General features: G+C 45.4%; 11 protein-coding genes. 7 read left to right on the forward strand and 4 right to left on the reverse strand.

Annotated elements, in window-relative coordinates:
- Positions 1 to 65: 65 nt before the first annotated feature.
- The 3 genes from U0033_RS08730 to U0033_RS08740 are packed head-to-tail and all read right to left on the reverse strand — an operon-like array spanning position 66 to position 2,851.
- Entirely contained in the window at positions 66 to 896 is an 831-nt protein-coding gene (locus tag U0033_RS08730; protein ID WP_083571803.1) for a DUF1444 family protein, read from the reverse strand.
- A gap of 24 nt (positions 897 to 920) precedes the next feature.
- Complete coding sequence (locus U0033_RS08735; RefSeq protein ID WP_083571804.1) at positions 921 to 1,745, reverse strand: DUF1444 family protein; 825 nt, start codon at positions 1,743 to 1,745, stop codon at positions 921 to 923.
- A gap of 17 nt (positions 1,746 to 1,762) precedes the next feature.
- The gene (locus U0033_RS08740; RefSeq protein ID WP_072364700.1) at positions 1,763 to 2,851 is read right to left on the reverse strand and encodes a DUF695 domain-containing protein; all 1,089 of its coding nucleotides are present in this window, start codon (positions 2,849 to 2,851) and stop codon (positions 1,763 to 1,765) included.
- A gap of 177 nt (positions 2,852 to 3,028) precedes the next feature.
- Here U0033_RS08740 and U0033_RS08745 point away from each other — a divergent pair, with 177 nt between their 5' ends.
- Positions 3,029 to 3,901: an ATP-grasp domain-containing protein gene (locus U0033_RS08745; RefSeq protein ID WP_072364702.1), complete on the forward strand. Its 873-nt coding sequence runs from the start codon at positions 3,029 to 3,031 to the stop codon at positions 3,899 to 3,901.
- Here U0033_RS08745 and U0033_RS08750 read toward each other — a convergent pair whose 3' ends face one another.
- Complete coding sequence (locus U0033_RS08750) at positions 3,902 to 5,815, reverse strand: outer membrane beta-barrel family protein (protein WP_083571805.1); 1,914 nt, start codon at positions 5,813 to 5,815, stop codon at positions 3,902 to 3,904.
- A gap of 88 nt (positions 5,816 to 5,903) precedes the next feature.
- On the opposite strand from U0033_RS08750, the gene U0033_RS08755 reads away from it, so the two are divergent.
- From U0033_RS08755 to U0033_RS08780, 6 genes are all read left to right on the forward strand, one after another.
- On the forward strand, positions 5,904 to 6,251 hold the full coding sequence (locus tag U0033_RS08755) for an RNA polymerase sigma factor (RefSeq protein WP_245801854.1): 348 nt from the start codon (positions 5,904 to 5,906) through the stop codon (positions 6,249 to 6,251).
- Entirely contained in the window at positions 6,248 to 6,571 is a 324-nt protein-coding gene (locus U0033_RS08760) for a hypothetical protein (protein WP_072364707.1), read from the forward strand. The genes U0033_RS08755 and U0033_RS08760 overlap by 4 nt, the downstream gene beginning before the upstream one ends.
- Before the next feature lie 97 nt (positions 6,572 to 6,668).
- A complete protein-coding gene (locus U0033_RS08765; protein WP_072364709.1) occupies positions 6,669 to 7,739 on the forward strand; it encodes a FecR family protein in 1,071 nt (356 codons plus the stop codon).
- 195 nt (positions 7,740 to 7,934) lie between these two features.
- Positions 7,935 to 11,282: a SusC/RagA family TonB-linked outer membrane protein gene (locus tag U0033_RS08770; protein WP_072364710.1), complete on the forward strand. Its 3,348-nt coding sequence runs from the start codon at positions 7,935 to 7,937 to the stop codon at positions 11,280 to 11,282.
- 5 nt (positions 11,283 to 11,287) lie between these two features.
- Entirely contained in the window at positions 11,288 to 12,736 is a 1,449-nt protein-coding gene (locus U0033_RS08775; protein WP_072364712.1) for a RagB/SusD family nutrient uptake outer membrane protein, read from the forward strand.
- A complete protein-coding gene (locus tag U0033_RS08780; protein ID WP_072364714.1) occupies positions 12,723 to 13,562 on the forward strand; it encodes a DUF4843 domain-containing protein in 840 nt (279 codons plus the stop codon). The genes U0033_RS08775 and U0033_RS08780 overlap by 14 nt, the downstream gene beginning before the upstream one ends.
- Position 13,563 lies beyond the last annotated feature (1 nt).

Genomic DNA, 13,563 nt, shown 5'->3' on the forward strand with positions numbered 1-13,563 from the left:
AAAAATTGGGCTAACCCCAAAGCCCTTTTTCGACTTTTTGGTCAGCCCATATTAAAATATCTTAACTATTGGTACTTTATAAACCGGTCGCCATTCCATCTGAACAGGTCTGTGGAGATCCGCTGTACGCCACCCATATGTACTCCTTGCATTTCCTCTTTTATCCATTCAATGCCTTCGGCATCATCGCTCTTTGCTACATACAGCATATCAGGATAAGGAAGCGCCATTACAATATCGCCCTTCACATCTACATACTCCTTCACCCATACCAGTGGGAATAAAATCAAGGCTGCATCATACTGGGATTCTGCCGTAAACAGGTAAGCATGACCGGATTCACTCTTTTTCCCCTTGATCTTAGGCAAAACGGCAGCAGAGAAATTTTGAATAGCCAGTGCTTTCAAACTGTCCTTACTAATACCCAGGCTTTCGAAAGCAGTATTGGTGATGTAGCTCAGCCCCTCTTTCGTGTTCTCCGCATATAAAATAATCAGCTGCTCATTATAAGGTTCATTTACCAGGGGAAAGGCCTGATCTTTAGCTCCGTTGCTCAAACAGCTTGTTGGCTTGATAACAGGAAAAACTTTTGAAAGATCGATCTTTGCCCCCTTATCGGCCACCAGCCCGGTGGCATTAATAAAATGTTGAACAGCACTGTCAACAGCACCCGGTGCCGCCGTATATTCCTTGTAAAACGCGGTAAGACTCACATTGTCACGCTTACTGCTGTTTTCTATAAAAAGGGTTTCCTTGTTTAATACGGTCACAAATAAAGCCGGGCATTTTGCTATCAGCGCAGTCCTGCATTTAGCTGCAAAATCCGCTTTTGACATAAAATTGGAATTGCAGGAAATAGCCAGCATACAGGAGAGGGATAATATTAAAAAACGCATAGGTCAGATTTGCCCGGCAAGGTATCAATACTTTTCAAATATTGACCCATTCCACCGGAACAGATGATCAGAAACAGTATATATGCCTGAACCATAACCTTCTGACGCATAATGTTTTAGCGAATCTAAACCCGCTTTATTTTTGCTACCGGTGATGAAGATCAGGTCTCTGCTGGGGATAGCGACCACAAAATCACCGTTTACCGGGCAGTCATCCATCCATAATGAAGGCAGTAAAATCAGGCTTGCCTCGTAATTGCCACCAGCCGCCAGCATATACCTGCCATCCTTACTATAGGTTTCAATATTAGGTACCTGCTTGTAGAAATTCTCAATCGCCAGTTCATGTAAACTATCAGCAGAGATCCCTATGCTGTCAAAATCTTTTTTGGTCAGGTATTTAAAGCCTTCGGGAAGATCTTCGGCGTACACAATGACTAACTGATCATTATAAGCTTTTGTCGCCATTTCGAGGGAATTGCCTGCCTTTTTCAGGTCATCCAGGTAAGTTATTGGCTTGATCACCGGAACGATGGTGGAAAGTTCCATTTTCTGCTTCTCCCGAAACAATAAGGAAGCCGACCCCATATACTGCCGTAGCACTTTTGCCAGGGAATCGGGTTCCTGCTGATAAGCGCGATAAGCATTATCCAGGTAAAAAGTAAAATTCCCCGCTTTCGATTCGGCACTGATACTAAAATCCTTCTTTGGTACAAATTTCACGGCAGGATAGTTGGCATGCAGCTCCTTTAAATAAGCCTGAGCAAACTCCTCCTGATCCAGCACAGGATGTTTAAACTTGCAGGAAGCAAACATGACTGCCAGCAGTATTACTATGGTTAATCGCATATGGTGTATTATTCTGTTTATTCTACGTTCCAGTTTTCCAGCCTGAAAATATCTAATGACTGCCAGTATTTATCCTTATACACATCCCATTCAATCTCTATTTGTGGCTCATATTTCCTGTGAATGGTATCAGCAGCTTTTACAGGGGCCCTGAACTCCCTGCAGGTGAAGTAGATACTACGGCGGTTCTCAGAGGTAACGCGCCCGATATCCATAAAATCATCCCCTGCCAATAATACCCTTAACTCCTCCTCAATGGTTTCCATCAGTTCCATGGTCTTTTCACCAGGCAGGCCGGCATTATCATCATCCGGGTACTTAATAATGTATTCCAGTATCCAGGGGTAAGAGGCCGGGTACTCCCATTGCATGGCCCCTGCATTTACCACCATCAGCATGGGTATGCCGTTAGGATCTTCTGCCTGCAGGGCAGTATAACTATCCCGTTCTTTATCAAACCCCAGACCGTCATATTTCTCTACAAATTCCTTCTCACGCCAATCAATATATGCTTTTAGTTTATGAATAGGGATCAGTTCCCGCCCTGCATTTTCCGGGCCGGCGATGTCCACTGCATCAATCACCGTGGCAGACTTAATTTCTCCCAGGTAATTATCCAGGAAGATGTATACCCCCATCACCATCTGCTCCCTGTTCTCCGCGGTATACTGATCATGTACGACTGTAATACTGATTTTGTCCGGGTACTGGGGATCTTCGTTGGCAAAAAAGAACAGGGTCTGGTAGTCAAACCGGTAATCTCCCAACCCGATAGATTGAGAGGCTGTCAGGGTAGCCGGTTTTGCCGCCATAAAGGTCCATCCCGGGATGGTGGGCGCTGCTGCTACCAGTTCTTCTATAAAAGGGATATTCTTAATCTTCCCATCTGCTGTCAAAATCAATTCTGCTGTTCCCTTATGGATCCCTGCCAGGAAAAAATATCCCTCCCGGATCTTTGATAAGCGTTCAGCAAGCGGGTTAAATAATTCCCCCTGAATGTCTCCTTTGTCCTGTAGTACCTTAAAAAAGTCCTTTTCATGCTTCTTGAACCAGTTCCAGAATTCGGCGTTTGGGTTAGGTTGTTTCAGAAAATCAAATAGTCCCATGGGGTCACGAATCTTTTAATTCGGGCGAAAGTTAATATTTTGTCTGCAAAATATCCTCACTTTCGCGTCAGCCCCACCGGAACCAGCGCAAATTTGATAAAATGTGTAGCTTTGCGGCTTGTTTTTCCGAATTGTATCAGATCATTGAGGATCCCTCCTCTTCATAACAGGCACCAGATGAAGATTGCTTACATTACCTATTCCGGGGAGATCAAATATTCCGCGGCCAATGGGTTTAACGAGATCACCGGATTATTATCCTACTTACAAAATAAAGGACTTGATATTGAGGCTACTATCTGGGATGATCCGGCTGTAGACTGGACGAAATATGATATTGCTATATTGAAAACGCCCTGGGATTACCACCAGAAAATAGATGCGTTTAAAGCATGGCTGGATAAGATCGAATCCCTGGATATCCGTCTTTTGAATGATTATAAGATCGTTCGCTGGAACCTGGATAAACATTACCTGCAGGAGATCATTGCCGACGGTTTTGATGTGATCCCCTCCGTATTCCTGGAGCGGGGCTGGAAAGGGGGGCTGCAGCCCCTGTTTGAAACGCTAAAAACGCAGTCCGTCATCATCAAACCCTGCATCAGCGGTGGCAGCAAGAATACGATTATTGTTCACCAGCAGGCAATTGCTGCCAGTTATGAGCAGGTAGTTGCACTGCTGGCCGAAGCTGATTACATCGTACAGCCATTGATGAATGAAATACAGGATGGAGAATGGTCCTATATCTTCTTCAATGGGAAATACAGTCATACGATCCTGAAAAGACCAAAAGCAGGAGATTTCAGGGTACAACAGATCTATGGCGGGTCTATTGATACCCTCTATCCAACAGCGGAGGAAATAGCCCATGCAGCCACCTATGTAGAGAAATATGCCAAAGAATGCCTGTATGTACGCGTAGATGGATTGATGGTGAATGGTCATTTTGTACTGATGGAACTGGAACTGATAGAGCCATACCTCTATCTTTCCTACGGAGAAAACGCCCTGGAAAACTATTACCAGGCGATATTAGCCCAAATAAACTGATTACATCCCCTTTCCATTTGACAGGTCAATATTATTAATTGTCGTCTTACTCTTTTTAATATTACCTGTCATTTTTCCAAAATTGTAATTCATACTCATCGTAAACGACCTGTAATATAAGCGCGTATCACTCAGCTGGTAAAACCCATTCCCGCTGGTATGTACAAGACGATGCCGATACTTTGTAAAAGGGTTATTCACGCCGGCATTCAGTGTTAGCTGCCCTTTCAGCAGCTCTTTACTGACAGCAAAAGCAGTGGCCAGCAATCCATTCGTTGTACCCTGGAAACCAGTGGGGTTTTTACTCAACACGGTTCCATCTACAGTCACCCTCCATCCTTTTTCAAAATTATAAGCAGCAGCAATATTCAGCGCATAGGTCAGCAGCTCACTTTCACCAATCCTGAAGTAAATAACATTCCCATTCGTGTTTAGAGTCAAATGCGATGCCAGGGTAAACCCTGCATATACATATGCACTCAGCCCCGCTATATTTCCCGCATTCGCGAATGTACTGGTCGTCACCATCGTAGTAGAATCATAGGTCGATACCGGCATATCTGCATGTTGCAACCAGGTATAATCAAGCCCGGCCATCCTGCCACCAATGTTATACCCGGCACTTATGGAATTCACAACCACCGGCATCAAATCAGGGTTACCGGTAAAGATAAAATAAGGGTTCTGCCTGTCTACAAAAGGATTCAGCCTGTTAATACCCGGTCGTTTCATACGTTGTGAAAATCCTGCATTGAACTGATGCTGGTTTTTAAATGTCTTGCTCACACTGAGATCCGGAAAGAAATTATGGTAGGAAGTACGTGCTGTAATAGTGTGTTCCCATCGCAAACCAGCCTGGAAATCCCAGGTCCTTATACTGAACTGGTATGAATTATATGCCGCCACCACTTGTTGCTGATAGTCAAAATCATCACTCCTGCTATCTCTGAAGATACCTTTTATGCCGCCTTCAATTGTCACTGCAGGTAAAGGATACACATAATCTACCTGCGCAGTATTTTCATCGGCCAATACCTCATTCGTACGAAGGCCATTGTATAGTTCTCCTTCGGTACGGCTATGCCTGAATGAAAAAGTCAGCAGCCTGGTTTTATGCCGCCTCCCACTCAGCTGGTAATCCGCTCCTGCATCCATTGCATTATTCAAACTACGGTTATGGCTATCTCCTACCCCAGCCAGCCATCTATCACCGTCTAACCTGTTGCGATGGATGTTCAGCCTGGCAGTCACTAAATTCAGGCTATCCAGTTCATAACTCCCTTCCAGCCCTATATATCCTGAACGCTCCTGAGCGTGCTCCCTGACTTCCTGGTTCACCACACTCCCGCTTATCAATTGGGTGGTCTCCGGGTTCCGGGTGTAATTAGCGCCCAAAAATGCGGAGAAACCGGTTCTCCGTTTTTTTAACGTAAACGAAGCTCCTGCCCCCGGTCCTCCCTGGGGCCACTTCCCCGAAAATCGCACATTCCCCTTATACTCATCCCTTAGCCTGGCCACTGTTATAATATTGATCACCCCTCCCGCGCCTTCCGCATCAAATCTTGCAGGTGGCACGGTATATACTTCTACACGGGCAATAGTAGATGCCGGCATCGTTTTCAGCAAAGTTGTAAAATCCATGCCCGAGGGTTTCCCATTTATAAGCACCCTGAAATCTGCCTGCCCCTTCAGCAGTAAATGATCATCCGCATCCACAGAGAGATAAGGCACTTTTCGTAACAGGTGCAGCACATCCACAGACTTATTTTCAGGATCGGCCTGTATATCATATATCACCAGGCCAGCCCGCTGTTTGATGACGGGTTTCGCTGCTTTGACAGCAATTTCCTTTAACTGATGGACAGCAGTATCCTGTTGGAAGAACATTCCAATCAAAACGAGTGTAGTAAACATGGGAGATTAAGCGCTTCTGCGGGAGATAAGATAGTAGGTAATCAGGCTAGATGCTACCCAGGAGAGTTTCATCAAAGCCTACGAAGCCATCGACACCTACAGGGGGCATGCAAAGTTCTCCACCTGGCTCTATACGATCGTCTATAGAACCTGTCTATCCATTCTCAAACAAAAGAAAACCTTTCCCCTGGATGAGATGCAGGAATACGAGGATGCACTGCCTCCGCCCCTGGAAGCCAGTGAGCAGTCAAAATTCATTTCCAGGGCAATCAGCGAACTACCACCTTCCGAGGCCATCGCGATCACCCTTTACTATATGAATGAAAACAGCGTGCGGGAAATCAGTAAAATAACCGGCCTTTCCATGGCCAATGTCAAGATACAGTTGTACAGGGCAAGGAAAAAACTGGAAACTAAATTAGCGGGACTATTATGAAATTAGATACACTTTTAAAATCTGTTGAACCGGATCAGCCTTCAGCTGATTTTACACGGAAGGTAATGAATGCCTTACCGCAAAAGAAAACAATACCACCTATCATCAGTCAAAAAACAGGATGGGCGATTGCTGGCGGTATAGCAGCCTGTGTTGCGGTCATACTATTAAACAATACGGCGCCAATCAACAGCCATGGCCGCATGAGCCAGGTATTTACCTTATTGCATACTGATTACTTTCTGCTTATTCCTATCATAGTGGCTATCTGCCTGGTGATGTGGCTGGATTATATTTTCCAATCCCAAACTACAAAATAAAATAGCCCCCAACACTCCGGAACAGCCCCTAAAACTTTTTTTTAAAAATCTATATGACCTTTTCCTCCCTTTCTTGTCTTTAGCATATACCACCACCATGAAGGGAAACCAACAACTGATCGAATTACTTGAAAAATACCAGGCAGGCACTATCTCTGAAGAGGAAAAAGCGATCCTGGAATCCTGGTACAATCAGGAAGCAGCGGCGAAAACGGCTGCGATAGATGATAGTGAGGTACAGGAAAGTCTGCAACGTATCAAAAGCCGTTTGCCCCTGCCAAAACAGGTGCGCATCTGGCCAAGACTGGCTGCTGCCGCGGTGTTGGTATTGCTGGCAGGTGCCAGCCTGCTCTATTTTACGCACCAGGGGCATGAGGTAAAACCACCGCTCACTAAAGCAGCTGCTATTCAACCCGGCGGTAATCATGCCGTATTGCAACTGGCTTCCGGCCAGCAGGTGGCACTGAACAGCCAGCAGACAGGTATCGTCATCAAAGGGAAACAGGTGCTTTACAGCGATGGACATGAGGTAACTGCTGCTGACATGGGGAATCACCTTCAATATATGCAGCTCATCACGCCGAAGGGTGGGCAATACCAGATCACCCTGCCGGATGGCTCCAGGGTATGGCTCAATTCTGCCAGCAAACTCACCTACCCTGACCGTTTTGAAGGGGATAACAGGCAGGTACAACTGGAAGGAGAAGCCTATTTCGAAGTGAGCAAAGACAGCCACCCCTTTATTGTAAAAAGCGGTGGACAGGAAGTGAGGGTATTGGGCACCGCCTTTAATATCATGGCCTATACCGATGAAGATGAGATTCAGACGGCCCTGGTATCCGGCGCTGTCAGGGTGAATGAAACCCTGCTTAAACCCGGTTTTGAGGCCCATTATTCGCGGGATGGGATCCAGGTGATACCCAGTAACCTGGAAGTAGTAACGGCCTGGAAAAACGGCTTGTTTTATTTTAAGGATGCCAGCTTACAAACAGTCATGAACCAGTTACAACGCTGGTACGATATAGAAGTAATATACCAATCAGCACGAAAAGGAGATGAATTTAACGGACAAATACCGCGGGATAAACCGCTGACAAAGGTTTTGGAGATTTTAACACTATCAGGGATCAACTTTAAAATGAGTGGCAGACAATTAATTGTATACTAATTTATAAACTACATGAAGCGCTTATTTCACCCGCCGTGATAAATAATTTATTTATCTGATTTCTCGCGTACAACAACGAAGAAAAAAGCTGGTAAGTGCAGTAACACCTACCAGCCGAATTCAATGCCTTGCTATCCCGCATGTCGAAGGGCTGGGTAGCGATCGGCTATGCTTTTATTAAAATCAACCAAAAGTATGCTTTTTAATCATTGGGCTAACAACTTTATTAGCCGAAAATCGCTGTGCGTCAGCGTTTCACTATTCCTGGTACTCATTTTTGTAAGTATTCAGTCCTTTGCACAGGTCACCATTTCAGCCAAAAACATTCCCCTCGGTCAGGCTTTTGATCAGCTAAGCAAACAAACAGGCTATACTTTCTTTTACAACAACAAAGACATCCGCAAACTGGGGAAAGTAGATATTGCGCTTAAAAACGTAAGCCTGGAAACCGCGCTGGGCCAATTGTTGAAAGGCCTGCCGCTCAACTGGCATATTGTAGATAAGACAGTGGTGATCCGGGGCACCACGCCTGCTGCTATCCAGGATACTGTAAAAGAGATCAGCGGTATTGTTCGCAACCGCCTCAATGAACCCCTGCCCCGGGTAAGCATCAGGGTACAAAATGACGTTTATCAAACCAATAATGAGGGCGCATACAATATAAAGCTGGTGGATGAGGATACTCCGATCTCCTTTAGCTTCATCGGTTACCAGTCTGCCGTATACAGGGCTGGCCAGGCTAAAAACGGGCGATTGAATGTCGTTCTCGAAGATGCCAAAATAGGATTAAACGAGGTAGTTGTAAATGGCTACCAGGAAATACACCGGGATAATTATACCGGTACGGCGGTGGTAGTGAGCGGCGAAAAGCTGAAAGAGATTAGTCCGCAGAACCTGCTACAGGGTATGCAAATGGTAGATCCTTCCTTCAGGATCCTCAACAACAATTTCAATGGTTCCAACCCGAACAGTATGCCGGTGATCAATGTGAGAGGCTCCTCTGCCCTGCCCACAGGAAGTGATGGCATCCTCAGAAGGGATAACATCTCCAGCTCTGTGAACCTGCCGGCATTTATTTTAGATGGCTATGAGGTAAGCCTCGAAAAAGTATTTGACCTCGATATGAACCGCATTGCCACTGTTACCCTGCTCAAAGATGCGGCAGCAACTGCTATTTATGGTTCCCGCGCAGCAAACGGGGTTATGGTTATTACGACCAAAGTGCCTGCCAATGGCAAGTTGCAGGTGACGTATAATCATGAAACCAATTTCAATAGTCCTGACCTCACCGACTACCATGTACTGAACGCTGCACAGAAATTACAGTACGAACAACAGGCCGGCGTGTATGATGCCGGGCTGCAAAAAGTACCACAGGACGGCCTGGATGTACTTTATTATGAGAAATTAAAAAACGTGGCAGGTGGCGTAAATACCTACTGGCTCTCACAACCACTGCGTACCGCCATTGGCCAGAAGCATGGCGTATACCTGCAGGGAGGTGCAGAAAATTTCAGGTACGGGATTGATCTCCGCTATCAAACCCGCCCCGGTGTCATGAAGGGTTCCTCCCGTGATCAGTATTCCGGTGGCATGAACTTCAGTTATAACCTAAGTAACCGCATCAAATTTCAGAACGAACTAACCATCACACAGGTAAAATCAAAAGAATCACCCTATGGTAGCTTCGCTGATTATGTAAAGACCAACCCTTACTACCGCATCACGGACGACAACGGAAATGTGATCCGTGAACTGGAAACATGGAGTGACCGCAATGCTGACGGTGGCGCCTATCAATATGATTATGTACTGAATCCATTGTATAATTCGACCCTCAGCAGTTTTAACACGAACAACTACGCGGAGATCATAGACAATTTCGCAGCAGAATTTGAAATTGCCAAAGGCCTGCGTGTACGGGGACAAATGAGCATGACCAGCAGGCAAAGCAATGGCGACAATTTTCTTTCTCCCCTGGCAAATGAGTTTTACTTCTATGCTGCTTCAGAAACAGATCAGAAAGGATCTTATACCAGTAGCAGGATGAAAGAAACCTATTGGGATGGAAATATTCGCCTGAACTATGTAAAACAGTTGCATGATCATAATATCAACCTGGTAGCAGGTGCCAATATCAGAACGGAACTATCCGACTATGCTGATTTTACAGCCATAGGTTTTCCCAACGACCGTTTTACCAGCGTAGGCTTTGCCAAGGGCTATGCAGAAGGCGCACACCCCAGGAGTAATATAGAGAAGTCAAGATTGTTCGGTGATTTTATCAGCACAAACTATTCTTATAAAGACAGGTACCTGATGGATGCTACCCTGCGTACAGATGGTTCTTCTAAATTCGGTACAGCTAACAGGCTCGCGCCTTTCTGGTCATTGGGTGTGGGCTGGAACCTGCATAAAGAAAGCTGGTTTGATAATGATGTCATCAGCCAGTTAAGATTACGTTTTACAACAGGGCTCACCGGGTCTGTGCAATTCAGTCCTTATTTATCCCGCACCACCTATAGCTATGACCAGAGTAACTGGTACTCTTCCGGGATAGGCGCTACCGTAGGTAATTATGGTAATTCCAACCTGGGCTGGCAGAAAACCCGCAGTACAGACTTCGGCTTCGACCTCGGCTTGTTCAAAGACAGGATCTTCCTGTCTCCACGCATCTATTACAAACTCACCAAAGACCTATTGGCAGATATCAGCATCGCTCCCTCTACAGGTTTTAGCTCCTACAAGGAAAACCTGGGAGACATGGAAAACAAGGGGATTGAACTCAGTTTGCGGGCAGTCGTACTACAAAACAAGGACTGGGGGGTAAACATTTATGCGAACCTGGTACACAATACCAATAAGATCGTTCGTATCTCCAATTCCCTGGAAGCATACAATAATAAGGTGAACCAGGAACAGGCCACGAACTCCAAATACAAAGGGGTACCCTTGCTCCGCTACAAAGAAGGACAATCTTATGATGCCATTTATGCTGTACGCTCCCTCGGCATTGATCCTGAAAACGGGAAAGAAGTCTTTGTAAAACGGGATGGTTCACTGAGCTATCAATGGGATGCCCGCGATGTAAACGTAGTAGGTGATGCCACGCCTTTTGCACAGGGTTCATTCGGCGGTACTTTTCATTACAGGAAATTCATGATGAGCCTGAATTTCCAGACAGAATTTGGCGGAGACATGTATAACCAGACACTGGTAGACAGGGTGGAGAATGCCAATCCCCGGTATAATGTAGACAGTCGTGTATTTGCAGAGAAGTGGAAGCACCCCGGCGACAAAACCTTTTACAAAAACATCTATGACTGGGGCCAGACACAGGTATCTTCCCGCTTTATTCAACCGAATAATGTACTGTCATTGCAATCCATCTACTGCTCATATGACCTGCGCGTAGTAAAGAGAATGGTACGCCTGGGAATGACCGCCAATGACATCCTGCGCTGGTCATCAGTAGAACAGGAAAGAGGGATTGATTATCCTTTTGCAAGAAGCGTCACCTTTTCATTACAAGCTCAATTCTAATCATCATGCGATTAATTATTACTACACTGATACTCGCGCTAACTTTTACTTCCTGTAAAAAATGGCTGGATATACAACCCGAGAGCGAGATCTCTGATGAGGTGTTATATTCAACACAGGAAGGTTTCCAGGAAGCCCTGATCGGGGTGTATACCAAATGCTCCCAGGAAGGTCTTTATGGCAGGGAACTGACAGTAGGTACACCGGAGGTACTGGCACAAAATTATACCCTCAGTGATAATGATAAATATTATTATCTGAAGACCAGCAAATATATCTACACGGATGCTGATTTCATCTCCAGGAAAGACAATATCTGGCAGGGGCTGTACAATGCAATTGCCAATTGTAACCTGCTCCTTTCCAATGTTGACAAAAAGCGGAAATTATTTACCGGCAATAACTACGCACTGATCAAAGGAGAAGCCCTGGCGCTCAGAGCTTATCTTCATTTTGATCTTTTACGATTGTTTGCACCGGTTACAACAACCGCAACAGGTATTCCATACGTCACCAAATATTCAAAAGATATTACGCCAATGTCTACCGTGGGAGCGGTGCTGGATTCTGCAATTGCCGATCTTTCGAAAGCGAAGGAACTATTATCCATCGATCCGATCATCCGTAAATCTTATATCGTAGGTTATCCTACCGAAAAGGATTCTACACTGAACACAGAAGAAAGCGATCCTTCATTATTCCTGCAAAACCGCCGTCACCGGCTGAACTACTATGCGGTATGCGGTACACTGGCGCGTGTATACCTTTATAAAAATGACAAGGCCAATGCACTCAGTAATGCCCTGGAAGTGATCAACTCCAACAAATTTCCCTGGACAAATAACAGTGATTTCCTGGCAGTAGATGATGATAAGAAAGATCGTATCCTTTACAAGGAACTCCTGTTTGGCTGGTATGTACCAGCAATGGCGAATAAGTACAAAAATGAATTCTTTCTTACCAGTACCAGTGGCATTCACCTGTCTGAAAATGCGGGGCAAAGCATTTACGAAACTGGTGGCGCGGGTGCTGATGACCTCCGCTACAAAGAATGGTTTGTATCCAGCAGTGGCAGTACTTCCAATACACTGAACATCACCAAATACCTGCATAATACAGACAACACCGCCGCCGATGCCAACCTGCACTATATGATGGCACCAGCCATCCGCCTGAGTGAAATGTACTACATCGCGGCGGAATGTAGTAACAATGCTGCCTACCTGAATACGGTACGTACACACCGGGGTATAGGTAGCCCGGCAAGCGGCGACCTTATCACCGCATTACTAAAAGAAGGCCGCAAAGAATGGTATGGGGAAGGGCAGATCTTCTATATGTACAAAAGGCTGAATCATGACATTGCCAACCAAAATGGCGGCAGCATCCCGGCATCAGACAAAATATTTGTATTACCACTTCCAAACGACGAAATACTTTATGGCGGAAGATAAAAAAGACTACACCATGAAAGGGATCTATCTCATGTTACTGCTAAGTATATTGGCAGCATGTAAAAAAGCGGAAGAGCTGCATTTTGATCATGCAGGAAACATTCATTTCAATTTAGGCGCTGGTGATAAGGATAGTATTGTATATACCTTTGCTTACACCCCTACTCTTTCCAGGGATACCATCTGGCTTCCTGTACAATTAGCCGGTATCCAGGTTAATAAAGACAGGAGTTTTAGCGCTTACGTGGAAACTGACTCGTCCACGGCAAAATCCGGCATTCACTATGAACCATTGAAGTCTGTCTATACCCTGCGGGCAGATACAGGTCGTGCATACCTGCCCGTGATCATCTACAACGTTGCAGACCTGGAAAATGAGTCCGTATCGCTGGTGATCAAGCTCAAAGGCAGCAATGACCTGGGAATTGAAATTCCGACAGCAGACGATGGCAGCAGTCTCCTGAGAGCGAAGATCGTATTCTCTGCTATGCTCGAACAGCCTAACTGGTGGAATATGTGGTTAGGCAGCTACTACTCCCGTACCAAGCACCAGCTCTTTTTGATCGTAACAGGCGTTACTCAACTTACCACCGTAGGATTGGATGCGCCCCGTAATCTCTACCTGGCCAATTTGTTGACAACGATGCTCAATGATCCTTTTAAATGGGTGGCCAACAACCCGGCGAAAGGATATGTATTGGAAGCCAGTGGTGATGATTACTACTTCTACAATAAAGAGAACCCGGCCAGGAAAATATTGCTGCGTAAAAATGCAGCTGCCGGTAAATATTATTTCATTGACGAAAACGGCGAGGAGGTTAACTAAT

The organism is Chitinophaga sancti, from assembly GCF_034424315.1.
Taxonomy (GTDB): Bacteria; Bacteroidota; Bacteroidia; order Chitinophagales; family Chitinophagaceae; genus Chitinophaga; species Chitinophaga sancti.